23 protein-coding genes are annotated in these 24,922 nt (G+C 65.2%); 7 read left to right on the top strand and 16 right to left on the bottom strand.

Translation table 11 applies throughout. The annotated features are described in order from the left end of the window. The first annotated feature begins 93 nt into the window (after positions 1-93). The gene (gene glnS / locus ACLHZ1_RS07565) at positions 94-1,755 is read left to right on the top strand and encodes a glutamine--tRNA ligase (RefSeq protein ID WP_427261572.1); all 1,662 of its coding nucleotides are present in this window, start codon (positions 94-96) and stop codon (positions 1,753-1,755) included. A gap of 105 nt (positions 1,756-1,860) precedes the next feature. Here the strand turns inward: glnS and fur are convergent, their stop codons facing one another. Then, the gene (fur, locus tag ACLHZ1_RS07560) at positions 1,861-2,289 is read right to left on the bottom strand and encodes a ferric iron uptake transcriptional regulator (RefSeq protein ID WP_408794554.1); all 429 of its coding nucleotides are present in this window, start codon (positions 2,287-2,289) and stop codon (positions 1,861-1,863) included. Positions 2,290-2,531: 242 nt separating this feature from the next. Between fur and ACLHZ1_RS07555 the strand changes: the two genes are divergently transcribed. Then, positions 2,532-3,050, top strand: coding sequence for a DUF4442 domain-containing protein (locus ACLHZ1_RS07555; protein ID WP_408794556.1), 519 nt, complete (start codon positions 2,532-2,534; stop codon positions 3,048-3,050). Positions 3,051-3,090: 40 nt separating this feature from the next. Here ACLHZ1_RS07555 and fldA read toward each other — a convergent pair whose 3' ends face one another. From fldA to ACLHZ1_RS07535, 4 genes are read right to left on the bottom strand one after another with little or no spacing between them, the layout of a single operon-like run. Then, a complete protein-coding gene (gene fldA / locus ACLHZ1_RS07550) occupies positions 3,091-3,615 on the bottom strand; it encodes a flavodoxin FldA (RefSeq protein WP_041997751.1) in 525 nt (174 codons plus the stop codon). A 39-nt stretch (positions 3,616-3,654) separates the two neighbouring features. Next, the gene (gene ybfE, locus ACLHZ1_RS07545; protein WP_041997752.1) at positions 3,655-3,951 is read right to left on the bottom strand and encodes a LexA regulated protein; all 297 of its coding nucleotides are present in this window, start codon (positions 3,949-3,951) and stop codon (positions 3,655-3,657) included. 17 nt (positions 3,952-3,968) lie between these two features. Beyond that, a complete protein-coding gene (locus tag ACLHZ1_RS07540) occupies positions 3,969-4,190 on the bottom strand; it encodes a DUF2788 domain-containing protein (protein ID WP_408794559.1) in 222 nt (73 codons plus the stop codon). Positions 4,191-4,246: 56 nt separating this feature from the next. After that, on the bottom strand, positions 4,247-5,011 hold the full coding sequence (locus tag ACLHZ1_RS07535; protein ID WP_427261645.1) for an alpha/beta fold hydrolase: 765 nt from the start codon (positions 5,009-5,011) through the stop codon (positions 4,247-4,249). A 287-nt stretch (positions 5,012-5,298) separates the two neighbouring features. Here ACLHZ1_RS07535 and seqA point away from each other — a divergent pair, with 287 nt between their 5' ends. Next, positions 5,299-5,820, top strand: coding sequence for a replication initiation negative regulator SeqA (gene seqA, locus ACLHZ1_RS07530; protein WP_427261571.1), 522 nt, complete (start codon positions 5,299-5,301; stop codon positions 5,818-5,820). Positions 5,821-5,916: 96 nt separating this feature from the next. Beyond that, on the top strand, positions 5,917-7,566 hold the full coding sequence (pgm, locus tag ACLHZ1_RS07525; protein WP_427261570.1) for a phosphoglucomutase (alpha-D-glucose-1,6-bisphosphate-dependent): 1,650 nt from the start codon (positions 5,917-5,919) through the stop codon (positions 7,564-7,566). Positions 7,567-7,650: 84 nt separating this feature from the next. On the opposite strand, the gene ACLHZ1_RS07520 is transcribed toward pgm, so the two are convergent. After that, complete coding sequence (locus ACLHZ1_RS07520) at positions 7,651-8,532, bottom strand: DMT family transporter (protein WP_427261569.1); 882 nt, start codon at positions 8,530-8,532, stop codon at positions 7,651-7,653. A gap of 94 nt (positions 8,533-8,626) precedes the next feature. Between ACLHZ1_RS07520 and ACLHZ1_RS07515 the strand changes: the two genes are divergently transcribed. Beyond that, positions 8,627-9,109 (top strand): MarR family winged helix-turn-helix transcriptional regulator, encoded by a 483-nt coding sequence (locus tag ACLHZ1_RS07515; RefSeq protein WP_427261568.1) that lies wholly within the window; start codon positions 8,627-8,629, stop codon positions 9,107-9,109. 45 nt (positions 9,110-9,154) lie between these two features. Here ACLHZ1_RS07515 and mltB read toward each other — a convergent pair whose 3' ends face one another. From mltB to ACLHZ1_RS07465, 10 genes are all read right to left on the bottom strand, one after another. After that, entirely contained in the window at positions 9,155-10,237 is a 1,083-nt protein-coding gene (mltB, locus tag ACLHZ1_RS07510; protein ID WP_427261567.1) for a lytic murein transglycosylase B, read from the bottom strand. A gap of 80 nt (positions 10,238-10,317) precedes the next feature. Then, complete coding sequence (locus tag ACLHZ1_RS07505) at positions 10,318-10,926, bottom strand: CDP-alcohol phosphatidyltransferase family protein (RefSeq protein ID WP_427261566.1); 609 nt, start codon at positions 10,924-10,926, stop codon at positions 10,318-10,320. 49 nt (positions 10,927-10,975) lie between these two features. Further along, a complete protein-coding gene (locus ACLHZ1_RS07500; protein ID WP_427261565.1) occupies positions 10,976-11,644 on the bottom strand; it encodes an ATP-binding cassette domain-containing protein in 669 nt (222 codons plus the stop codon). Continuing rightward, positions 11,641-13,278 (bottom strand): ABC transporter permease, encoded by a 1,638-nt coding sequence (locus ACLHZ1_RS07495; RefSeq protein WP_427261564.1) that lies wholly within the window; start codon positions 13,276-13,278, stop codon positions 11,641-11,643. Before ACLHZ1_RS07495 ends, ACLHZ1_RS07500 begins: the two co-directional genes overlap by 4 nt. After that, the gene (locus ACLHZ1_RS07490) at positions 13,279-14,439 is read right to left on the bottom strand and encodes an ABC transporter substrate-binding protein (protein ID WP_427261563.1); all 1,161 of its coding nucleotides are present in this window, start codon (positions 14,437-14,439) and stop codon (positions 13,279-13,281) included. Continuing rightward, the gene (locus tag ACLHZ1_RS07485; protein WP_427261562.1) at positions 14,439-16,643 is read right to left on the bottom strand and encodes an FAD-dependent oxidoreductase; all 2,205 of its coding nucleotides are present in this window, start codon (positions 16,641-16,643) and stop codon (positions 14,439-14,441) included. The genes ACLHZ1_RS07490 and ACLHZ1_RS07485 overlap by 1 nt, the downstream gene beginning before the upstream one ends. Next, positions 16,640-17,227 carry a carboxymuconolactone decarboxylase family protein gene (locus ACLHZ1_RS07480; RefSeq protein ID WP_408794586.1) on the bottom strand — a complete coding sequence of 196 codons (588 nt, stop codon included), beginning with the start codon at positions 17,225-17,227 and terminating at the stop codon, positions 16,640-16,642. Before ACLHZ1_RS07480 ends, ACLHZ1_RS07485 begins: the two co-directional genes overlap by 4 nt. A gap of 55 nt (positions 17,228-17,282) precedes the next feature. Beyond that, on the bottom strand, positions 17,283-17,936 hold the full coding sequence (locus ACLHZ1_RS07475) for a DUF1499 domain-containing protein (protein ID WP_427261561.1): 654 nt from the start codon (positions 17,934-17,936) through the stop codon (positions 17,283-17,285). A gap of 124 nt (positions 17,937-18,060) precedes the next feature. Beyond that, on the bottom strand, positions 18,061-18,339 hold the full coding sequence (locus ACLHZ1_RS07470) for a peptidylprolyl isomerase (protein ID WP_427261560.1): 279 nt from the start codon (positions 18,337-18,339) through the stop codon (positions 18,061-18,063). Positions 18,340-18,426: 87 nt separating this feature from the next. Next, positions 18,427-18,813, bottom strand: coding sequence for a hypothetical protein (locus ACLHZ1_RS07465; RefSeq protein ID WP_427261559.1), 387 nt, complete (start codon positions 18,811-18,813; stop codon positions 18,427-18,429). Positions 18,814-19,329: 516 nt separating this feature from the next. Here ACLHZ1_RS07465 and tamA point away from each other — a divergent pair. Then, positions 19,330-21,102: an autotransporter assembly complex protein TamA gene (gene tamA, locus ACLHZ1_RS07460; protein ID WP_427261558.1), complete on the top strand. Its 1,773-nt coding sequence runs from the start codon at positions 19,330-19,332 to the stop codon at positions 21,100-21,102. Beyond that, positions 21,099-24,857: an autotransporter assembly complex protein TamB gene (gene tamB, locus ACLHZ1_RS07455; RefSeq protein ID WP_427261557.1), complete on the top strand. Its 3,759-nt coding sequence runs from the start codon at positions 21,099-21,101 to the stop codon at positions 24,855-24,857. Before tamA ends, tamB begins: the two co-directional genes overlap by 4 nt. The last annotated feature ends 65 nt before the right edge of the window (positions 24,858-24,922 follow it).

The following is a 24,922-nucleotide window of genomic DNA, read 5'->3' as shown; positions in this document are numbered from 1 at the left end:
GGCGCCCGAATAGGGGATCATACCCGGCTTGACGGCGGGGGATCGGAGCCAGTGGCTCGTCCCTCGCCAGTGACGCGCATTTTGAGGTGAGCCATGACTGAGGCGAACAGCCCGAGCAACTTTATTCGTCAGATCATCGATGAGGATCTGGCCAGCGGTAAGCACAAGAGCGTGCAGACCCGTTTTCCTCCCGAGCCGAACGGTTATCTCCACATCGGCCATGCCAAGTCCATCTGCCTGAACTTCGGCATCGCCCGCGACTATCAGGGCCAGTGCAACCTGCGCTTCGATGACACCAACCCCGTCAAGGAAGACATAGAGTTCGTCGAGTCCATCAAGCGGGACGTGCAGTGGCTCGGCTTCCAGTGGAGCGGCGAGATCCGCTACTCCTCCGACTATTTCGACAAGCTGCACGGCTACGCCGTCGAGCTCATCGAGAAGGGGCTGGCCTATGTGGACGAGCTCTCTGCCGAGCAGATGCGCGAGTACCGCGGCACCCTGACCGCGCCGGGCAAGAACAGCCCGTTCCGCGATCGCTCCGTGGCAGAGAACCTGGCCCTGTTCGCCAAGATGAAGAACGGCGAGATGGCCGAAGGCGCCGCCTGCCTGCGCGCCAAGATCGACATGGCGTCCCCCTTCATGGTGATGCGTGACCCCGTCATCTACCGCATCAAGTTTGCCCACCATCACCAGACCGGTGACCAGTGGTGCATCTACCCCATGTATGACTTCACCCACTGCATCTCGGACGCCCTGGAGGGGATCACCCACTCCCTGTGCACCCTGGAGTTCCAGGACAACCGCCGCCTGTATGACTGGGTGCTGGACAACATCAGCATCGACTGCCACCCCCGTCAGTACGAGTTCTCCCGCCTGAACCTCGAATACACCGTCATGTCCAAGCGCAAGCTGAACCTGCTGGTGACCGAGGGGCACGTCAATGGCTGGGATGATCCGCGCATGCTGACCGTCTCCGGGCTGCGCCGCCGTGGCTATACCCCGGCCGCCATCCGCGAGTTCTGCAAGCGCATCGGCGTGACCAAGCAGGACAACATCGTCGAGATGAGCATGCTGGAAGCCTGCATTCGCGACGATCTCAACGAGAATGCCCCCCGCGCCATGGCGGTGCTGCACCCGGTGAAGGTGGTGATCGAGAACCTGACCGCCGACGAGGTGCTGACGGCGCCGGTTCATCCGAACAAGCCGGAGATGGGCAGCCGTACGCTTCCCTTCACCCGCGAGATCTTCATCGACGAGGCGGACTTCAAAGAGGAAGCGAACAAGCAGTTCAAGCGTCTGGTGCTGGGCAAGGAAGTGCGTCTGCGCAACGCCTATGTGATCAAGGCCGAGCGCATCGAGAAGGATGCCGACGGCAAGGTCACCTGCATCTACTGCTCCTACGATCCCGAGACCCTGGGCAAGGATCCGGCCGATGGCCGCAAGGTGAAGGGGGTGATCCACTGGGTCAGCGCCACTCACTCCCTGCCGGCGCAAGTGCGCCTCTATGACCGTCTGTTCAAGGTGCCGAACCCGGGCGCCGAAGAGGACTTCGAAGGGGCCCTGAACCCGGAATCTCTGGTGATCATCGAGGGCGCCCGGGTCGAGGCTTCCCTCAAGGACGCCCAGCCGGAGTCTGCCTACCAGTTCGAGCGCGAAGGCTATTTTTGCGCCGACAACAAGCTCTCCAGCCCTGAGCACCTGGTGTTCAACCGCACAGTCGCCCTGCGCGACGTCTGGGGCAAGGCCGAGGCCTGATGAATCAGAAGGGCAGGGGAGACCCTGCCACTCTGGTCCGGACTGCGGACACAAAAAAAGCCAGCGTGATGCTGGCTTTTTCATGGCTGCTCACGGCCGACGGCGTTATTCGTCGTGTTTGCAGTCACCGTTGGCGCAGTGACCATACAGGTAGAGGCTGTGGTTGGTCAGCCGGATGTTGTGGTGCTTGGCGATGTCGCGCTGACGCTGCTCGATCACCTCGTCGGAGAACTCGATCACCTTGCCACAGTCGAGGCAGACCAGGTGGTCGTGGTGCTCCTGGGTGGCCAGCTCGAATACCGACTTGCCGCCCTCGAAGTGGTGGCGGGTGACGATGCCGGCATCATCAAACTGGTTGAGAACGCGATACACGGTCGCCAGACCAATCTCTTCACCGTGATCGATCAGTCGTTTGTAGAGGTCTTCGGCACTGGTGTGCTGGCATTCCGGCTGCTGCAGGATCTCGAGGATCTTGACGCGCGGCAGGGTGATTTTGAGCCCGGCCTTTTTTAACGCTTGATTATTGTCTGGCATATTCAACTTATTCGCATTCTCGAAGGTGGGGTTATTCTGAGTGACTGGCGCGGGAATGGCAACCTTGAACTCAGATCCAATGTCATTATAGGTCGTACGGTCACAAAAAATAAACCCAGTAATTCAAAGGGTTTAGCGGCTATTTTCCGTCGAGAGACTGGGGTTGGATTATTTTCCTCCCCTTGCTTGCCTGCTAATTGTTGTTAAAATGTAACACCTGTTTGTCTGGTCGGATGAGATCCATGGATTGGCTTTTTGACAATGCGGCCTGGGTGCGCCGCGCCCTCAACGCCTGGCCCCCATTCTGGGGTGCCGGCATCAAGATAGAAACCCTGAGCGATGACTTTCGTTTCTGCCGGGTGACGCTCAAGTCCCGCTGGTGGAACAAGAATGCCAACCGGACCCAGTTTGGCGGCAGCATGTTCGCCATGACGGATCCCATCTACCCGCTGATGCTGATGGGCTATTTCAAGAACCACTATTATGTCTGGGACAAGGCGGGCAGCATCAACTACATCAAGCCGGGCAAGGGCAAGCTCATCGCCGAGTTCAATCTGACCGAGGCCAAGCTGGCCGAGATAGCGGCGGCGACCCGCCAGGGGGACAAGCATTTTCCCGAGTTCGACGTGCTGGTCCAGGATCAGAAGGGCGAACTGGTGGCCGAGATCAGGCGCACCCTCTATGTGCGCCAGCGCAAGGAGCACAGAGAGACGGGGACATCGGGAAGCATGACGGCGTCTGCCGACAGAAAAATGCCATAAAAAAACGGCCCGGATGGGCCGTTGTTTCAACAGAAGTGTCTCACTCGAGTTCGGCGAGGCACATCTCTTCATGGATCTGCTTGCACCAGCCCTTGACGCGCTCGGCGGTCAGCTCGGGTTGGCGATCTTCATCGATACCCAGACCGACGAAGTGCTTGTCATCGACCAGGGCCTTGGAGGCCTCGAAGTCGTAACCTGCGGTTGGCCAGTGGCCTATGATGATGGCACCCTTGGCCTCGACGATGTCACGCAGGGTGCCCATGGCGTCGAGGAAGTACTCGGAATAGTCTTCCTGATCGCCACAACCGAAGATGGCGACCAGCTTGTCGGTGAAGTCGATCTCTTCGAGTTCCGGGAAGAAGTCGTCCCAATCGGCTTGGGCTTCGCCGTAGTACCAAGTCGGGATGCCGAACATCAGCAGACTGAAGCTGTCGATGTCGGCCTTGCTGCTCTTGGCGATGTCACGGACTTCAATCAGTTGTTTGCCCAGCTCTTTCTGGATCATCTTGGCGACAGCTTCGGTATTACCGGTATCGCTGCCGAAAAACAGACCTACACTTGCCATAGTGTTTCGTTACCCGTATCTGGTGTTGATGCTTAACGGTCAGATCAGCTGACCCGCCACGAGGGCAGAGTCGATCTGTTGCTTCAGGATAGATTGGATCAGCTCGGCGCGGCTGACGTTCTGTTGCAGCGCAAGTTGGTTCAGGCGCTCCAGCAACTCGGCCTCCACCTTTAACTCTACCCGCTTCAGTCCATTCTCCCGATCACGCTTGAGCTGATTGCGCTTGTTGATCTTGAGCTGGGTCTCGCGGGGGAGTGGGTTGGTCTTTGGCCTGCCGGGGCGCTTCTCATTTGCGAACAGATCCAGTGTTGTTCGATCAGTTTGCTGTTTGGCCATACTTCATCTATGAGCAGTTAGCCGAGACCCGAGCCTTCCCAGCTCAGTTCGATCAGCCCCTTGGCGACAAAACCCGCGCAACCTAAAAACAGTACCAGCCAGACGATGAAGCGACCGAAACGGGGCACGTTGCCTCGTTTGAGTACGTCCTGGATAGCCAGACCAATCAACAGAAAAATGGCCACGAAGAACAGTTTCAGGCCCAGACTCTCGATCAGTTCAATATGTTGGCTCAGCATGGATTGCGCACACTCCTTATGACGGGCGGCACTATATCACAAAGGATTTGAAACTGTTAACCGCCTGTAGACAGGAAATCCACAACCAGTTTGTTGAACAAAACCGGCTTCTCGGCGTGGAGCCAGTGGCCGGTTCCGGCGATGACCCGGGCCTTTGCCGCAGGGAATTGCACCATCACAGTCTCGGTATAGGCGGGCAACATATAGTCCGACTCGCCGCCCTTGATGAACAGGGTTGGCCCCTCGAAGCGGGAGTCGGCATCGGGCCAGCCCATGATGTTGGCGTAGTTGCGCTCAAGGGCCGGCACATTGAAGCGCCAGCCCCAGCCCGCATCGGTCTTGGCAAAAGACTTGAGCAGGAACTGGCGCACCCCGGGGATCTCGATGTGGCGAGCCAGCAGGGCGTCGGCCTCGCTGCGGCTCTGCACCGGCTGGCGCAGGGTGGCGTTGAGGCCGGCAAACACATTCTGGTGGCGGGCATGGGGATAGGCCACCGGGGCCATGTCGGCCACCACCAGCTTGCTGACCCTGTGGGGGGCCTGCTTGGCGACCTGCATGGCCACCTTGCCCCCCATGGAGTGACCGACCAGGGCCACCTGTTCAAGCCCGAGCCGATCCAGCAGGGCGAGCACATCCGCCGCCTGCTGCGGGTAGCTCATCTCGCCTGAGTGAAAGGAGCCGCCGTGGTTGCGCAGATCCAGGCTGATGACGCGATAGTGCTCGCCGAGGGGACGGGCCAGCAGGCCCAGGTTGTCCAGGCTGCCGAACAGGCCATGGATCAGCACCACGGCCGGGCCCTGGCCCTGTTCCTTGAAGTTCAATAATGAGTGTTGTTGCAAAATGACACCTTGTCGGTCGTGGGCTGTTTCGCCTGTTTTTTAACGCACTGAAAGAAAAGGATTTCATTCCTTGGTGGGGATTTTTTTGTGGTTTTTTTTCAAAAAAATGGCCCCGAATAGGCGACTCAGTGCGGAGGATCACACACTTGGCCCGCCATTATGCCGTATTCTCGTGGAGTTTCATGCACATCTGACGGGCCGCTTGGGCCGTCGGGTCTGGCTATGTATAATCGCCCCATCCCACTTTTCGTGAGTCCAGCGCCAACCCTATGAAAACCATCGAACTTGATGACGATCTCTACTTCTATATCGCCAGCCAGACCCGCCACATAGGTGAGAGTGCCTCCGACATATTGCGCCGCCTGCTGGAGCAGCCTACCCGCATCAAGGCGATACCGCCTGCATCCGTCCTGGCCGATACCCCCCCCGCCGAGCCGCAACCGGCCGCCGTGGGCGAGGCGCTGACGCGCCTGCTGGCCTCGGGCGCACTGCAGCAGGAGGAGAAGTCCATCAATCGTTTCATGATGCTGCTCAGCACCCTCTATCGGGACGATCCGGCGGGCTTCACCCAGGCCACCGAGATCAAGGGGCGCAAGCGCGTCTATTTCTCCCAGGACCCGGAAGCCCTGCGCGCCAGCGGCAGCACCACCAAGCCCAAGCCGGTGCCCGAGACCCCCTTCTGGGTCATCACCAACACCAACACCAGCCGCAAGCAGAACATGGTGGCCCAGCTGATGGCCAGCATGGGCTATGACGAGGCCCTGATCGCAGAGGCCTGCGCCCTGGTGTGATGAGGAGCCCTGGGCTCAATGGATTCTGATCTTTGAATGTGCGGGGCCCTCACCCGGGCCTGTTTCGTCAAGCAGTTAGCAAGCAAGGAAAACGCCATGGCACAGCATGCTCACGCCGGTCAGCCGGCTCGTTTAAGTGACCTGACCAACATCCCCCGTCTGGTCAGCGCCTACTACCTCAACAAGCCGGACATGAGCCGCCCCGAGCAGCGGGTGGCTTTTGGCACCTCTGGCCACCGTGGCAGCGCCCTGCACAACGCCTTCACCGAATCCCATATCCTGGCGGTGACCCAGGCGCTGGTGGAGTATCGCCAGCAGGCCGGTATCACGGGCCCGCTGTTTGTGGGCATGGACACTCACGCCCTGTCTGAATCCGCCTTCTCCAGCGCGGTGGAAGTGCTGGCGGCCAACGGCGTCGAGACCCGCATCCAGGCGGGTCTGGGCTTCACGCCGACCCCGGTCATCTCCCACGCCATTTTGCGCCACAACGCCAGCAAACCCGCTGCGCGCGCTGACGGCGTGGTGATCACCCCGTCCCACAACCCGCCGGAAGACGGTGGCTTCAAGTACAACCCCCCCCACGGCGGTCCTGCCGAAGGGGAGATCACCAAGTGGGTGGAAGACAGAGCCAACGCCATTCTGGAAGCCGGTCTGGCCGGTGTGAAGCGGATGCCGTTCGCCGAGGCCCTGGCGAGCGAATTCGTGGTGGAACATGACTATGTCACCCCCTATGTGGATGATCTCGAGAACGTGCTGGACTTGGCCGCCATCAAGCAGGCTGGCATCAAGATAGGGGTGGACCCGCTGGGCGGCTCCGGCGTGGCCTATTGGGACGTGATCGCCAAGCGCTACGATCTGAACATCGAGGTGGTCAACTATCGCGTCGATCCCACCTTCTCCTTCATGACGCTCGACAAGGACGGCAAGATCCGGATGGATTGCTCCAGCCCGTTTGCCATGGCCAGCCTGATTGCCCTCAAAGACAAGTTCGACATCGCCCTTGGCAATGACCCCGACTACGACCGTCACGGCATCGTCACCCAGGCGGGGCTGATGAACCCGAACCATTACCTGGCGGTGGCGATCCAGTATCTGTTCACCCATCGCACCGGCTGGCCCAAGGCGGCCGCGGTCGGCAAGACGCTGGTCTCCTCTTCCATGATTGACCGGGTCGCCGGCGAGATCGGCCGTACCCTCAAAGAGGTGCCGGTCGGCTTCAAGTGGTTCGTGGATGGCCTCTTCAGCGGCGAGTTCGGCTTTGGCGGCGAGGAGAGCGCGGGCGCCTCCTTCCTGCGCAAGGACGGCACCGTCTGGACCACTGACAAGGATGGCTTCATCCTGGCGCTGCTGGCGGCTGAAATTCTGGCGGTCACCGGCAAGGATCCCCAGGCCCACTACGATGCGCTGGAGGCCAAATTTGGCCGCTCCAGCTACCGCCGTATCGACGCCCCGGCCAACAGCGCCCAGAAGGCGGTGCTGTCCAAGCTGGATCCGGCGCTGGTGGAGGCCTCGACCCTGGCAGGTGAGCCCATCCTCGCCAAGCTGACCCGCGCCCCCGGCAACGATGCCGCCATCGGTGGCCTGAAGGTGGTGACCGAGAACGGCTGGTTCGCGGCGCGTCCGTCCGGCACCGAGTCCATCTACAAGATCTACATGGAGAGCTTCAAGGGCGAGGCGCACCTTGACCTCATCCAGCAGGAGGCCCAGCAGATCGTCTCCGCGGCCCTGGCCAAGGCCGGCGTCTGAGCCTGAGGCCAGTCGCTGAAGCGCATAAAGAGGAGCCATAATGGCTCCTCTTTGCTATCTGCCTGACGGGGATCTGGTGCCCGATCAGCCATTTCCCGGCTGGTCGGGACAAGCCTTGGCCGCCTGCCTGCCCTTGAAGAGAGGCCGGGTCGGCAGCTTCATCAGGAAGAGGGAGAGCAGGATCACCGCGATGCCGAGCCACTGCCAACCGTCCAGCGTCTCGCCGACCAGCAGCACGCCGAAGGAGACCGCCACCATGGGGTTGGTGAGGGCCAGCATGCCCATCAACTCGGGGCCATGGCGCTTGAGTCCCCACAGCCAGGCCCAGTAGGCCAGCGCCGTGTTGAGCAGCACCAGCCAGAGCAGCCCGGGGGCACTCGCCGGCTGCGGCAGCGGCATGGGGCCCGCCAACCACCAGGCGATCGGGATCAGCATCAGCCCCCCGAGCAGCAGCTGCCAGGCGGTGAGCGCCAGCAGATCGCTCACCGGCCAGCGCTGCATCCAGCGGCTGGACTGGCCGATGAGCAGGGTGGCGAGCAGGGCGCACGCCACGCCGACGGGATCCAGGTTGGCGGAGGGGTTAAGCAGCAGGAGCACACCCGCGAGTCCCATCATCCCCAGCAGCAGCCACTTCAGGGTCGGCCTGACACCATCCTGCAGCCAGGCCAGCCCCATCAGGACGAGGGGCAGGGTGGCGCCCAGGGTGCCCGCCACGGCGCCCGGCAGGCGGTACGCCGCCACGAACAGCAGGGCGAAGAAGGCGGTGATGTTGCAAAACGCCAGCAGGAACTGCCGGTTCCAGGTGAGGGGCGGCCTGCGGGGATGGCACAGCAGCAGCAGGAGCCCGGCCGGCAGGGCGCGCCACACGGCCACCCAGTAGGGGGAGTAGTCGGTCAGGTAGAGGCTGACGACGGCATAGGTGCTGCCCCAGAGCAGGGGGGCGAGCAGGGCGATCAGCAGTGGCATGATTGTCTCGCAACAAAGTATCTTTAAGTAAAGATAAATTAGCCATGAGTTGGTTTATTATCAAGTATCTTTTCGTAAAGATAATGGAGCCGGAATGGACAGTGATCATGTAGACCTCTTGCTGGCCCAGTGGGCGCGGCAGCGACCGGATCTCGACTGCACCCCCATGGGGGTGCTGGGGCGGGTGGCGCGCATGGCGGCCATCGCCGGGCGCGAGGTGAGCGAAGAGCTCAAGGCGTGCGGCCTGCTGGGCTCGGACTTCGACATACTGGCGACCCTGCGCCGGGCCGGTGAACCGCTGACCCCGACCGCCCTCTACCAGTCCGCCATGCTGAGCTCGGGGGCCATGACGGCCCGGCTCGACAAGCTGGAGCAGCGCGGCCTCATCGTGCGCCAGGCGGCCCCCGATGACAGGCGCAGCCTCTTGGTCTGCCTGACGGAGCCGGGGCGGGAGCTGGTGGACTATGCGGTGGAGCGCCACGTGGCCAACGAGCGGCGCCTGCTGGCCCCGCTGACCCAGGAAGAGCAGGGACAGCTGGCCGCCTTGCTCAAGCGCTGGCTGCTGGAAAACGAATAGCAAAACGGGCCCGTCGGGCCCGTTTTGCATTGGCAGGGTGCGCTGTCAGTAGCCGCGGGCGGCCTTGACCGCCAGCCCCAGCTGCCACACCGCCATGGCGTAGTGGGTGCTGTGGTTGTAGCGGGTGATGGTGTAGAAGTTCGGCAGGCCGTACCAGTACTGGTAGCTCTTGCCCACGTCCAGGCGCAGCAGGCTGGCCTTGCTGTGAGCACCGAGGGGGCCGATGGGGGAGAGGCCGGCCCGGCGCAGGGTATCCAGGCTGTAGCTGGTCTGAAAGCCGGTCTCGAAGCCGGGCGCCTGGCCCTGGGCCCGCACCGCAACCTGATCCCCCTTGCGCCAGCCGTGGGCCTTGAAGTAGTTGGCCACGCTGCCGATGGCATCCACCGGATCCCAGAGGTTGGTGTGGCCGTTGCCGTCAAAATCCACCGCATAGCCGTGGAAGCTGGAGGGCATGAACTGGCCATAGCCCATGGCGCCCGCGTAGGAGCCGGTCGGTTCGCTCGGGTCTATTCCCTCGTTGCGGGTCATGATCAGGAACTGCTCCAGCTCGCCGCGAAAGAAGCTGGCACGGCGGGGGTAGTCGAATGCCAGGGTGGCCAGGGCATCCAGGATGGGGGTCTTGCCCATCACCCGGCCCCAGCGGGTCTCCACCCCTATGATGCCGACGATGATCTCCGGGGGCACCCCGTACTGGGCAGAGGCACGATTGAGCTCGGTCTCATACTCGCGCCAGAAGTTGACACCGTTTTGCACATTGTCCGGGGTGATGAACTTGGCGCGGTAGCGGTTCCAGGCGCCGTTCGGGCCGCTTGGCGCGGTCGAGACCGGGGCCTGACGATCCATCAGATTGATGATCCACTGCTCGCGAGAGGCCTGGGAGAGCACCCGGTGCAGCTCGGCACGGTCGAAGCCATGCTTGCTGACCATCATGGCGATGAACTGATCCACCGCCGGATTGGTGGCGAAATCCCCTGCCAGCACCCCGGCCGTCTGCTTGGGCGGGGGCGTGATGAGGAAACTGCCTCCGCTTTTTGCCTTGGGGGCGGGGGCCTGTGCCGGCGTGTTGGCGGCGCTGCTGCACCCGGAGATCAGGGGGAGGAGAAGGACAAAGGGGATGAAACGGTGCATAGGGCTTCCAACGGCACAAAAACGGGATGCCGCCATGGTAGTGGATCCATGGCGATGCGCAAGCACCACCATGGCCAGGTTCAGGACTTGAGGGTGTGGTAACCGCTCCAGAGCCGGGTCAGCACAGTGACCAGGCAGAGGGCCGCGAAACCGTAGGCCAGGGGGGCAAACCAGTGGGGCCACAGGCACATCAGCACGAACACCCCTATGGTCTCGCTGCCTTCGGTCAGCCCCCCCAGGTAATAGAGGGACTTGTGGTGATAGACGGGGTTCGCTATGCCCCGCTTGCCCGCCATGATGGCGAAGGCGAGGAAGCTCGACCCCGTGCCCATAAAAGCGAACAGCAGGGTGGCGGCGGCCAGGGCATGGTTGGCGGGATCGGCCAGGGCGAAGCCCAGCACCACGGCGGCATAGAAGATAAAGTCCAGGGTGATGTCGAGAAAGCCGCCGCAATCCGTGATGCCCTGGAGGCGCGCGATGGCGCCATCCAGACCATCCATGATGCGGTTGAGCACGATGCAGAGCAGGGCCGCCTCGAACTGGCCAAGGGCGAGCAGGGGCAGGCTCAGCATGCCGATGACAAATCCGCCGATGCTGATCTGGTTGGCGCTGATCCCCAGACGAGCCAGGGGCCTGGCGAGGGCGTTGAGGGGGCGACGGATCAGCACGATGGCGTAGCGATCTAGCAAGGGATCCTCCTGTCGGGATCAGGGTGCATAGGGATTATCAGATGGCGGGTCAGCAAGGGCTGCCCCTGCCCGGAGCCGCCGCCAGGGCGCCGAGATCCAGTATGGTGGCGGGGGCATCCTCCTCGTCGTGGCTGACCAGGATGGCCGGGATGGCGCGCGCCGCTATCTCGTCGAACACCAGGGCGCGAAAGGCGGCCTGCAGCGGCTTGTCCAGCCGGGCGAAGGGCTCGTCGAGCAAGAGGGCGGCGGGCTCGGCCAGCAGGGCCCGCAGCAGGCTGATCCTCGCCTTCTGCCCCCCGGAGAGGGCGGCGGGATGGCGCTCGGCAAAGCCCGCCAGTTCGACCCTGGCCAGCGCCGCCAGGGCCCGGGCGCGGCGCTCCTTCCCCCTGATGTGGGCGGGCATGCCAAACATCAGGTTCTCGGCCACCGTCAGATGGGCAAACAGCAGATCCTCCTGAAACAGGATGCCGACGCGTCTCTGGTAGGCGGGCAGGGGCGAGAGCAGCCGCTCGCCCTGGCGGATCTCCCCGTGCAGGGCGAGGGGACCGCCTTTGGGCAGCACCCCGGCTATTCCGGCCAGCAGGGAGCTCTTGCCGCAGCCGCTTGGCCCCATCAGGGTCAGCACCTCGCCGGGGGCGATGGGGCAGGGGGGCAGTTGCAGCAGGGGGTTGCCGTGCAGGCAGAGGGTGAGAGGGGCCAGGTGCAGGGGCTCCGTCATGGGGTTGGCTCCAGTTGATGGGAGGCGCGACCGGCCCTGTGGGGCAGCCAGAGCGCCAGGGCGTAGATCAGCAGCGGCAGCGCCAGTTGCAGCAAACCGTAGAGGCTGGCGAGACGGCGGTTGAGGCCGGAGCCGATGGCCACGGCTTCGGTGGTGAGGGTGATGACGCGCCCGGCGCCAAACAGCAGGGTGGGCAGGTATTGGGCCAGGCTGACGGCGGCCCCCACGGCGCAGGCGAAAGCGAGGGGGCGCAGCAGCAGGGGTCCCTTGACCCGCCACCAGGCCTGCCAGGGACGGGCGCCCAGGGTGGCCGCCGCCTGGGTCAGGCGATCGTCGAATTGGCGGTAGGGCCCGTACAGGCAGAGGTAGACATAGGGGTAGACGAACAGCAGCTGGCTCCAGAACACCAGCCCCATGCCCACCGGCAGCCCGAGCCAGTCCGCTCCGAGCCTGACGCCGAACAGCAGGCTGGCCTGGGGCAGCAGCAATGGCAGGCAGATGAGCCAGAGCGGCCAGGGGCGGCGGCCCCGCTGGGCCTCCAGGGCGAGTACCACCAGCACCAGGGCCAGCAGGGCGCTGAGCAGGGCGAGCCAGGCGCTGTGGGCAAGGGGCTGGGCCAGCTCTGCCATGGCCTGCTGCCAGTGGTGGCCGCTCCACTGGCTGGGCCAGGGGGCGGGAAAGGGCCAGCGCCGGGTGAGGGACCAGAGCAGCAGGGCCGCCAGCACCAGCAGGTTTGTCGCCAGCAGCAGGGTGGTCAGGGCCAGGGCCAGGGCGGGGGCCAGCCGGGAGGGACTGGCCTGGCGCCGGCCATCGAGCATGAGCCCCTTGCCCCCGTGCAGATGGGCCCACTCCAGGGCGCGCAGGAGGGCGAGCAGCAGCAGGTTGAGGCCAAACAGCAGCAGGGCGCCATGGTTGGCCAGGGGTCGCCAATGGAGATCCGGGTCCTGATACCAGCGCCAGAGTCGCACCGCCAGGGGGGCGGGCTGGGTCGGGCCGAGCAGCAGGGCCAGATCCACCACCGCCAGGCCATAGGCCGCCACCGCGTAGAGGGGCAGGCGCAGGCTGGGCCAGAGGCTGGGCAGGATCAGGCGCCACCAGATCTGGGGCGGCCGAAACCCCAGGCTCTGCCCCAGCCACTGCTGGCGGGCGGTCAGGGCGGGATCGAGGGCGCCGAGGGCCATCAGCAGCAAGAAGGGGGTCTCTTTGAGCACCAGCAGGGCGATGAGACCCAGGCCCCAGGGATCGTGCAGGGTCTGCCAGTCCGGCGGCAGCACAAAACCGGTGAGGGCGGGGGAGACGAGCCGCAGCAACCAGCCGGAGGGGGCGATGAGGAAGGCAAAGCCGATGGCGAAGGCGACGTGGGGCATGGCCAGCAGCGGCGAGAGCAGGCGGCGCAGCAGGGCAAGGCCGCGCCCCTCGCCGTGGGCCAGCAGGAGGGCGACCAGGAGCAGGCTGATCAGGCTGGCGGCGAGGGCGGTCCAGAGGCTGAGGCCGATGGAGGTCCAGAGCCCGGGCTGGGCAAGGAGCCGGAGCCAGGGGGCCGGGGTCAGCCCCTGGCCCAGCAGGAGCAGCAGGCCGGCGAGCAGGGGGAGCCAGAGCAGCAGTCCCGTCACTGTCAGGATCAGCCGGTGCATCTAGTGGCCGTAACGCTCGGCCCAGGCCGCTTCCAGCATCAGCTGCCAGCTGGGGTGGGGCTCAGGCCTGGCCTTGAAGCGCAGGGCGGGCGCCGTGCCCTGCGGCAGGCTCTCCTGCCTGAGCACGCTGGGATCGCCCCAGAAGGCGGGATCGGCCTTGCGGGCCTGGGCGGCGGGGCTCAGCAGGAAGTTGACCACCACCTGGGCCCCGGCCCGGGCGCTGGCATTGAAGGGGATGGCGAGGAAATGGCTGTTGGTGAGCGCCCCCTTCTCCATGGCGACGGCGGTGACGGAGGCGGGCAGGCTGCCATTGGCCACCGCCCCCATGGCCTCCTGGGGATTGAAGCTGATGGCCATGGCCAGCTCGCCATCGTCGAGCAGTTGCCGGGTCTCGGCGGCGCTGGCGGGGAAGGCCCGCCCCTGGCGCCACAGATGGGGATGCAGGGCATCGAGCCAGGCCCAGAGCGGCGCCGTGACCTGGTCGAACGCCGCCTGATCCGCCGCCTGGTAGAGGGGGGCAGGGTCTGGGGTCAACTCCAGCAGCATCTGCTTGAGGAAGCTGGAGCCATGAAACTGGGGCGGCTTGGGGTAGCTGAAGCGGCCCGGATTGGCCCTGGCCCAGGCCAGCAGCGCCTGGGCCGAGCGTGGCGGCCTGGCCACCTGCGCCTTATCGACCATGAAGTTGAGCTGGCCCAGCCCCCAGGGGGCCTCCAGCCCCTCCACCGGCACGGTGAAGTCCTCACTCACCGGCAGGCTCAGGTCGACCAGGGCCATGTTCGGCAACCCCTGGCTGAAGGGGGCGCCGAGCAGGCCCTCGTCCTTGAGGGCCTTGAAGTTCTCGCCATTGACCCAGAGCAGGTCGATGGGGCCCCCTTTGCTCTTTCCGGCCTGCTTGTTGGCGAGCAGCTGGCTGACACTCTGGGCGATGTCATCCACCTTCACCTGGACCAGGGTGACGCCATGGTCACGGGCCAGCTCCCCGGCCGCCCAGGCGAGGTAGCGGTTGATCTCGGGGCTGCCGCCCCAGGCGTTGAAGTAGACGGTCTCTCCCCTGGCCTCGGCCTGGATTTCCTGCCAGGGGGACGGGTTTTCGGCCAGGGCCTGGCCGCCCCAGAGCAGGAGCAGGGTGACGGCCAGGGCAGGAAGGTGGCGAATGGGCATCATGACTCCTTGTGGGGGTTAGCGGCGGGACCCGTTTGCAGCGGATGTTGTCTGGCGTCCAGTTTGCCACGGCGGCGCCAGTGGTGGTAGCGGGCCAGCCAGGGCAGCAGGGCTTTCGGCTGATGGGCCTGGCGCCACTGGCCGGCCACGTACTTGTTGCCCTCCATCAGGGTGGGGTAGGCGTGGATGGTGGCGAGCACCTTGCCAAGGCCGAGCCGATGGCGCATGGCCAGGGTGAATTCGGCGATGCGCTCCCCGGCGTGGGGGCCGACGATGGTGGCGCCGAGGATCCTGTCCTTGCCGGGCGGGGTCAGCACCTCGATGAAGCCCTGGGTCTCGCCGTCGGCGATGGCCCTGTCCAGCTCCTTGAGCTCGAAGCGGGTCGCCTCGAAGGGGATGCCCTGGGCGTCGGCCTCCTTGCGATTGAGGCCGACCCTGGCCACCTCGGGGCTGGTGTAGGTGGCGGCGGGGATCACCCGATAGTCCGACTTGAATCGCCTGAACTGGCCGAACAGGGCATTGACCGCGGCGTACCAGGCCTGGTGGGCGGCGAAGTGGGTGAACTGGTAGGGGCCGGCCACGTCCCCCACCGCCAGTATGCTGGGGTAGTTGGTGGCGAGGAAGCCATCCACGGCGACCGTGCCCCGGGCCGTCAGCTCGACCCCCAAGTCCTCCAGACCCAAGCCGCCGACATTGGCGACCCGGCCCAGGGCCAGCAGCAGTCGATCGCCCTCGAGCCGGCAGCTCTCATCCCCCCGGCGCAGGTGCAGGCGGACGTGATCCTGCGCCAGAGGCTCCACCCGCTCGGCGCGCCAGCCGAGCAGCAGATGGACCCCATCCTCGGCCATCTGGCGCTGCAGCAGGGCGGCGACCTCGGCCTCTTCCCGGGGCAGCAGCTGATCCGCCAGCTCGATCAGGGAGACCCGGATGCCGAGCTGGGCCAGGCTCTGGGCCAGCTCGCAGCCGATGGGGCCGCCGCCGAGCACCAGCAGGTGGCGGGGGGGCTCGCGCAGCTGCCACAGGTTATCCGAGGTGAGATAGGGCACCTCGGACAGCCCCGGCAGGTCGGGCACCAGGGGCCGGGCGCCGGTGGCGAGCACTATGTGGCGGCTGGCCAGGCGCCTGCCGCCCACCTCCACCTCCCAGGGGGAGACGAGGCGCGCCTCCCCCTGGATGCACTCCACCCCCAGGGCCTCGTAGCGTTCGACCGAATCGTGGGACGCCACCTCGGTGATCACCCGGGCCACCCGCGCCATCACGGCGGCGAAATCGGCACGGGCCTGGCTCTGGCTGAAGCCAAGCTCCGCCCCCTTGCGCTGCTGCGCGGCGAAGCGAGCGCTTCGGATCAGCGCCTTGGAGGGGACACAGCCGGTGTTGAGGCAGTCCCCGCCCATCTGGTGGCGCTCGATGAGGGCCACCCGCGCCTTGACGGCGGCGGCGATATAGCTGGTCACCAGGCCACCGGCCCCGGCGCCGATCACCACCAGGTTGTAGTCGAAGTGGTCGGGCCGGCGAAACCTGGCATGGAGTCGGTGCCGGGCGAGCAGGCCCTGGCCGGCGCGGGCCAGCCAGGGCAGCAGCCCGAGCAGACAGAGCGCCGCGATGAGCCCGGGGGAGAGGATGTTGCCCGTGCTGGTGAGCTGGGCCAGCTGGCTGCCCGCCAGCACATAGACCAGGGTGCCGGGCAGCATGCCGAGCTGGCTCACCCAGTAGAAGGTGCGCAGGGGCAGGGCGGTCAGCCCCATCAGCAAGTTGATGAGAAAGAAGGGAAACAGGGGAATGAGGCGCAGGCTCAGCAGGTAGAAGGGGCCATCCTTGGCCATGCCCGCATCCACCTGCGACAGCTTGTCGCCAAAGCGGCGCAGGACCCAGTCCCGCAGCAGGAAGCGGGCGCTGAGAAAGGCCAGGCTGGCGCCCAGGGTGCTGGCAAACGAGACCAGCAGCAGTCCCCAGCCGACCCCGAAGATGGCGCTGCCAAACAGGGTCAGCAGGCTGGCACCGGGCAGGGAGAGGGCGGTGCTCAGCACATAGACGGCGAAGAAGAGGGCGCTGGCCTGCCAGAAGTGAGCGTCCACCCAGCCCTCGAGCGCGCTCTGGCGCGCCTGCAGGGCGGAGAGGGTCAGGTAGCTATCCAGATCCAGGGCGAAGAAGGCGCCGATGAGCAGGGCCATCAGCAGCAGCAATCCCAGCTTGGCGCGTCTCATGAGGGGTTCTCCTCCCGGGGGGGCGGGTCGCCGGCGTCCGGTTGCACCGGGAGCTGGCAAAAGCCCTGGGCCGGCACGTCGAGGGCGGCATTGAACTTGGCCGACATGTTCTGAAAGGCGATGAGGCCGGTCAGCTCCACCAGGGCATCGTCATCGAACCAGGTCTTGAGGCGCGCGGCCTGCTCGTCCCTCACCCCGTCGAGCCCGGTCATGGCCTCGGTGTAGTCCAGCACGGCCCGCTCGCGGGCATCGAACAAGGGGCTTTCGCGCCAGCGGGCCAGGGCCTCCACCTTCTCGCCGGAGCCCGCCCGCTTGACCAGGGTCATGGCGTTGATGTCGACGCAAAAGCGGCACCAGTTGAGCTGGGAGACCCGCACCGTCACCAGGGAGCGCAGCACGGGGTCGATGGGGGATCGCTTGCGGTTGATGACGCCGTACAGGGTGGCGACGGCGGCGAACAGGCGAGGGGATCGGCCCCAGCACTTGCCCGGGATCAGCACCTGGCCATAGTTGCGTCGCTGCAACCAGAAAAAGGGTTTGATGAACCAGGCATAGTCCCGGTCTGCTTTGAGCTGGATGCGCATACTGCTCCTCTACTGCTCTTGCCGCGCCATGGGGCGTGGCGTCTCTGGATGGGGGTCAGGGGGTGGCCAGGCGGGCCTGCAGCCGGACAAGGAAGTCCTGGATCCGGGCCCGATTCGCCCCCAGATCGGATCGGCCCTGGCGAGAGGCGGATCGCATGTCGATGCGCAGCTCCCTTTGCCCCTCGAACAGGCGCAGTGCCACATCGTCTTGAAAGCCGAACCAGGGGCTGGTCACCACGGCCTCCAGTCCCTCCTCGCTCTCCCTGATCCGCCAGCCCGATGCCTGCATCAGGCTGGCGGCCTCGGCGAGCACCCGCTCCCGGCTGGCCCGGGTATAGATAGGAGCGGGGTTGTCGCCGGAAAATTTCAGCGGCGCCCCATTGACGGGCAGATCGGCGTCGGTGCGCAGCTGGTGTGCCCAGTCGAGCCTGGGGGGATGGAGGGGATCCGTGCTGACGTCGTTGAGCAAGGGGGCGCGCAGCGCCAGGGTCAGGAACCCGATGGGCAGCAGCAGGGGCAGGGCGCCGAGCGCGGCCCAGTATGGCCTGGGATGCCAGGGCAGGCGCAGCAGCAGCCAGAGGGCGACGAGGGCCCCAGCCAGGCAGAGGAGGAAGCCGACCCACCAGGGCCAGAGGGCGACGCGGCTGCCCAGGGCGCCAGAGAGTGGCAGCAACCAGGCCAGCAGGGGAAGCAGTGGGAGGGGCAGCATGGAATAACCCTTGGGAAACTGGCCAAAGGATAAACCTAATTAACTGATAAGGTTAATTTATTTTTAGATTGAGCGGGCAGGATAAGGGAGAGAAGGGGCCGCGCGGGGACGGCCCCCGGGGTCATCAGTTGCGATAGAGCACCTTGATGAGGTGAAAGCCGAACTTGGTGCGGATGGGGCCGAGCACCTTGAGCAGCTCCCCCTTGAACACGGCATCATCGAACGCCTTGACCATGTCCCCCTTGTTGAACTCCCCCAGATCGCCGCCGCGCTTGCCGGAGGGGCAGGTGGAGTGGCGCTTGGCCATCTGGCCAAAATCGGCGCCCTTGTCGATCTTGCTCTTGATCTCCAGGCACTCCTTCTCCGTCTTGACCAGAATGTGTTGGGCGCAGGCCTTGTTCATGGGATCTCCTCGTTGCATCTTGCGGGGCGGCCGGGGTGAGTCTCATCTGGGAGTGGCTCATGGGGCCCGGCCGGCTGGGGCGCAAGATTAGCGCAATTGTCGCTCCCCGTCAGCCGGGATCCTGGCCCTGGGATGGCGGGACTGCCACAGCAGCTCGAGGCCGAGCAGGCCGTGCAGGCTCCAGAGCGCCAGGGGATCGAGCCATTCGCCCCCCAGTTGCAGGGCGGTGAGGGCGCAGCCGAGCAGCAGCGCCGCCGTGAGCGGCAGGCGCCAGTGGAGGGCCAGGGGCGCCAGCAGGGCGCTGCCGAGCAGGATGGCGAGGCCAAAGGGAAGGTTCAGGGCGGTGAAGGCGAGGGCCTGCTGCCCCGTCATGCCGCACAGCAGGGCCAGCAGGGCGCTGCAGCAGGCGAGGAAGGTGATGAATTCGAGTCGCTCGGCGATGTGGTCGGCCAGTTGTTCGCTGCGTGCTGTCATGGGGTGACTCCTCATGGATGATGGGGGCAGTGTGGCGCAATCTTGGGCGGCGAGTGAGCGGGATAAATAGATTAGGGCGAGCGAGTGCCTCGTTTTTGTTTTCTAATCAATTGATTGCTAACGAGTAAATCATCCACCCTCGGGGGAGAGCTGGCTGAGGGAGGGGAAGGGGAGGCCAGCCATGACTTGCTTTTCTGCCCGGGCTGCCATGGCCGGATGGGGATTCAATATTGCGCCTGCCAACGGCGACAGTTAACGCCGACAGTTTCTGTCGTGCCAGCCCGTGCGCAAATGGCGCCTGGCTGCGCAGCAATTGGTCAGAGGCGCTGCCAATTTCATCAGTGAAGGTTGATTTATCGCCAAAGGGTGCTGTTTTATGGCAAATCCAGGTCGCTGATGGGTCTGAATCCCGCCAATGACTATGGTAGGATGACTCCGCCTCGCCCTGGCGTGGCCATTATCACCGCGATGAGATCCGCATCGTTCGCTTGAGCATGAATTCGGGGAAGTTGACGTTTGACAGGATGCAATCTGCCCATACCTGCGGGTAAATCGCAGCCGCGCCGCCGGGTGCGCGCCTGGCTCTGGCTGATGCTCTGCCTCGGCTGCCTCGCCTCTCCCGCCATGGCGGCCAAGCTGACCTACCAGGTCAAGGGGCTCAAGGGCGCCAATAAAGAGAACGTCGAGGCCTATCTCAACGCCCTGCCCGTCTACCAGGAGCGGCAATTCAGGCCCGCCCGGGCCAAGATCATCGAGAGTACCGAGCAGGCGCTGCAGGTCTATGGCTATTACCAGCCCAAGGTAAAGTTGAGCCGGGACCAGAAGACGCCCTCCAAGGTGACGGTGACGGTGGAGCCGGGGGAACCCGTGATCATCTCCCGGCTGGATGTGCTGCTGGAGGGGGATGCGGGCAGCGACGAGATCTACAGCGAGCTGCTGGACAATCTGCCCCTCAAGGAGGGGGAGCCCCTCAACCACGGCAAGTATGAATCCATCAAGGCGGATCTGGGCAGCCTGGGGCTGGCCCGGGGCTACTTCAACGCCCGCATCAGCAAAAGCCAGGTCAGGGTCTATCCCGAGAAGGGCACCGCCGAGATTTACATCGTGTTTCGCTCCGGCATCCGCTACCACTTCGGCGAGGTGCGCTACAGCGCGACCCCGGAGGAGCTGCGTCTGATCCAGCCCCTGGTCAGCATCAAGCGCGGCGACCCCTATCTTGCCATCAAGATGGCGGAGACCTCCCAGGACATCTCCTCGACCAAGCTGTTCAAGCAGGTGGATCTCAAGCCCCTGATCAGTGAGGCCGAGGGCAACCAGGTCCCCATTCAGGTGACGCTGGCGCCGCGCACCCAGCACGAGATAGAGACGGGCATCGGCTATGCCACCGACGTGGGGCCCAGGGTGAGTGCCGCCTGGGAGAAGCCCTGGATCAACCGCTACGGTCACAGTCTCAACGCCACCGCCAAGGTCTCGGCGCCCCAGGCCGACGTCAGCTTCGATTACCAGATCCCGGTGATTGGCAAGAACCCGCTGCAGGATTACTACTCGCTGCAGGCGGGCTATCGCTACACCAACAACAATGACACCCGCTCCGACCTGACCACCTTCGGGGTGCACCGCTGGAAGCGGCGCCCGGACGCCTGGGACAGGGACGTATTCGTGCGCCTCGAGAACGAACGCTACGAGCAGGGCTCGGATGCGGGCAACAGCCTGCTGTTGATCCCCGGCGTCTCCTGGTCGCGACTGCGCATGCGCGGCAACCTGGTGCCGGACTGGGGGGACAGGCAGCAGCTGACCCTGGAGTTCTCCGATCCCACCTGGGGCTCGGATATCCGCTTCATGCGCGCCTGGGGACGCACCAAGTGGCTGCGCACCCTGGGGGAGAACAACCGTTTCCTGTTTCGGGCCGAGCAGGGGGCCATCATAGGGGATGATTTCTCCCTGGTGCCCCCTTCCCTGCGCTTCTTCACCGGCGGCGATCAGACGGTGCGCGGCTACAGCTACGAGGATATAGGCCCGCGGGATGAGGACGGCCAGCTGCTGGGGGGACGCTACACCACGGCCGTCAGCGGCGAATACAATTACCGCTTCAGCGACAAGTGGCTGGGGGCCCTGTTCGTGGATGGCGGCACCGCCACCGACGACTACCAGGAGGCCTGGAAGATAGGCACCGGGGTCGGGGTACGCTGGGTCACTCCCATCGGTCAGGTCAGGCTGGATCTGGCGGTGGGCATCTCGGAGGAGGACAAACCCTTGCGCCTGCACTTTGCCCTGGGGCCTGAATTATGATCTGGTTGAAACGACTCTTCCTCTGGCTGATGGGGCTCATCTTCCTGCTGCTCATCGGCATCAGCCTGCTCGGCTTCACCCACCAGGGCAACAAATGGCTCTGGCAGCAGGCCAAGGCGGCGCTGCCGGCCCTCAAGGGGGAGCTGGTATCGGGCCAGCTCGGTTACGGTTGGACCCTGGAAGGGGTCGGCTGGCAGGACGATCTGGTGGATGCCAGGGTAGAGCGCGCCGTGCTCGACTGGGATCTGGGCAAGCTGCTGCAAGGTCAGCTCTGGATCCGCGCCCTGACCCTGACCGACCCCGTGGTCAGGGTGGCCGAGTCGGCGCCGAGCGACGAGCCCCCCGGCGAGCCCTTCGTCTGGCGCCCGCTGCCCCTGCGCATCCAGATAGACGCCCTCAAGGTCAGTGGCCTGGATGTGGACGTGCCTGGGCTCAGGCTGGCTCTCAAGGATCTCGACATCGGTGCCACGCTGGACCGACAGGGCCTGACGGTGCGCGGCCCCGTGCTAGACGGACTGGGGATCACCCTGGCCGAGACGCCCCCGCCCGCGTCGGACGAGAAGGCGGTGGCCCCCAAGGGGGCGGCCCCCGAGCCTGTTCCCGCCAGCCCCACCCTGGAGGCCAGCTCGCCCCAGGGCGACATCGCCATCGAACTGCCCAAGGTCTCCCTGCCCTTTCCCCTGCGCCTCGAGGGGCTGTTGCTCACCGACTTCAGTTACCGGCAAGGGGAGCTGAAAGAGGCCATCGACAAGTTGCAGCTCTCGGCCTCGGGGGAGGGGGAGCGCATCGAGATCACCCAGTTCTTCCTGCGCCATGCCATGGCCGACCTCGACCTCAAGGGCCAGGTCAGTCTGCAAGATGACTACCCCCTGGACCTGACCCTGACCGCCAAGGCGCGCAAGGCACTGCTCGACAACCAGCTCAAGGGGGAGCGGGCGACCCTGACCCTGGGGGGCTCGGTGGGCAAGCTGGCCCTGACCCTCGATGCCAGTGGGCCGGTGGCGGCCACTCTCAAGGGAACCCTGCAGGCCCTGGAGCCGGACCTGCCCTTCGATGTGAAGCTGAACTGGCCAGGCCTCAACTGGCCGCTGCACAAGCCGGCGGAAGACGAGCCCAGCTACCAGCTGAAGAAGGGGAGCCTGACGGCCAAGGGGGCCTTGTCTGGTTACCAGTTTGCCTTGAATACCTCGGGCCAGGGCACGGACGTGCCCCCCTTCAAGCTGGCCCTCAAGGGCAAGGGCAACCTGGAGCAGCTCAGCAGCATCGATCTGCTGCTCAATGCCCTGCAGGGGGAGCTCAAGCTCGATGGCAAGCTCGCCTGGCGCCAGGGCGTACGGTGGCAGGGGGTGACCAGCTTCAAGGGGATCGACCCCGCCGAGCTGGTGCCCGAGATCAAAGGCTCCCTGGCCGGTCGGGTGGAGAGCGAATTCGTGCTGGGTGATGACGGCCACTGGCAGCTCAAGGTGCCGGCCCTCAAGGTGGACGGCAAGCTCAACAAGTATCCCCTCGCCATCACGGGCCAGCTCAGCGGTGATGACGCCATGAACTGGCAGATCCCCGCCTTCGCGTTGCAGACCGGCCCCAACCAGCTGCAGGCCAGGGGCAAGCTCAGCCAGGCCCTGTGGCAGCTCGATGCCCGTTTGGCTGCGCCGGATCTCGCCGGTCTCTACCCTGGGCTGCGCGGCGATCTCAACGGTACCCTGACCCTGGGGGGCAATCAGCAGACCCCCAGGATCAGCGCGGCCCTGACCTCGAAGCGCCTCTTCTATACCGATACCGAGCTCAAGGGCATCGCCCTCAACGGCAATGCTGTGATAGGCGAGGTGCCGGCCGGCAAGCTGGCCCTGACGGTGGCGAACCTGACCCAGGGCGACAGCACCCTCAGACAGATAACCCTGGATCTCGATGGGGACCTCAGCCGTCACCGGCTCTCCTTCGACAGCAAGGGCTCTCCCCTGGCCGCCAGCCTGCGGCTCAATGGCGGTCTGCAGCAGGAGCACTGGCGCGGCGCCCTGACCGAGCTCAACCTCAGGACCCCCATGAAGCGCTGGCAGCTCAAGGCACCCTGGAACCTGGATCTCGACCTCGACAAGCTGCGCCTGGCCATGAGCGATCTCTGCCTCGGCTCCCAGCAAGCGAGTCTGTGCGTCAAGGGCAGCCAGGTGTCGGCCGCCCAGGGGGAGCTGGCCTTTGCCTTGACCGAGTTTGATCTCAAGCGTCTGCGCCCCTGGCTGCCGGACAACTTCCAGTGGCAGGCGGTGCTGTCGGCCGACGGGCGCGCCAGCTGGAAGGGGGATCAACCCAGGGTACATGCCACCCTGCGCACCACCCCGGGCACCTTCGTCGCCGATGCCATCAAGACCTCCTATCAGCGGCTCGCCGTCGGCTTCGACCTTGAGCCCAGGCAGGCCAACCTGCGTCTGGACTTCGTCTCCGCCGACATAGGCACCATAGACACAGATCTGGTCATCCTGGATCCCAGCGGCCGTGGCACCCTGTCGGGCCAGCTCAAGTTCGATGGCCTGAGGCTGAGCCCGTTCGCGCCGCTGATCCCCGAGGTACGTTCTCTGGCTGGGGTGATCAGCGCCGATGCCCGCTTCGATGGCACCCTGCAGACCCCCTTGCTGTTTGGCCAGCTCAACCTGGTGGAGGGGGAGGTGCAGACCCATACCGACATGGTGACCCTCAAGCAGCTCAAGACCCGCCTCAAGATAGAGGGCAACCGGGCCGAGCTGGACGGCAGCATGCTGGTGGGCAAGGGGCCGCTTGCCCTGGGGGGCTGGCTGAGCTGGGCCAAGGCCCCCATCGAGGGCAGCCTGACCATACAGGGCAAGGAGCTGGAGGCGCAGTACCCTGGCATGGGCCGGGTGCGGGTCTCGCCGGATCTCGCCATCAGCCTGGGGGAGCAGACCCGGGTGACCGGCAAGATAGAGATCCCCTGGGCGCGGATCCTGGTGAAGAACCTGCCGGAGAGCGCGGTGGCGCGCTCGGATGACGTCACCATCATCTATGACGAGCTGGCACCGCCGGTGGAACAGACCGCCTTGCCCCTCGAGATGAAGGTGGCCGTGGTGCTCGGCAATGACATTCGCCTCGAGGCCATGGGGCTCAAGACCCGGGTCACCGGCGGGATCAGCCTGCTCCAAGAGCCGGAGAAGCCCCTGGCCGGTGCGGGTCAACTGGAGCTCAAGGAGGGACGCTTCAAGGCCTATGGCCAGAACCTGATCATCAAGGAGGGACGCATCATCTTCTCCGGCCCGCTGGACAAGCCCTATCTCAACATAGAGACCTATCGGGATCCGGATACCATCGAGGACAATGTGACCGTGGGGGTCCGGGTGACGGGGCCGGCCGCCAAGCCGAAGATCACCGTCTATTCCGAGCCCCAGATGCCCCAGTCCGAGCAGCTCTCCTACCTGCTGCGGGGCAAGGGGCTGCAAACCGGCGGCGAGGATGGTGGCTTCAACGGCCTGCTGGTGGCGGGGGCGGTCGGTCAGGTGGGCGGCGTGGTCTCCGACATCGGTGAGGCCCTGGGCATGAACAGTGTCGCCCTCGATACCGAGGGGAGCGGCGATGACACCCAGGTCACGCTCTCGGCCTACCTGCTGCCGGGCTTGCAGTTCCAGTACGGCGTCGGGGTGTTCAGCCCCATCGCCGAGTTCAAGCTGCGCTACGAGGTGCTGCCGAGGCTCTATCTGCAGGCCATGAGTGGGGTGGCCCAGGCGGTGGATATCTTCTACCGCTTCACCCTCTGATCCGCGAAGCCGCAGAGAGGGGAGGCCTGGCCTCCCCTCTCTTTTTATATTGCGGCGGCCCTTGC

Source organism: Aeromonas sobria, from assembly GCF_050266975.1.
Taxonomy (GTDB): Bacteria; Pseudomonadota; Gammaproteobacteria; order Enterobacterales; family Aeromonadaceae; genus Aeromonas; species Aeromonas sobria_B.
This window is presented reverse-complemented; position numbering and strand designations above follow the sequence as displayed.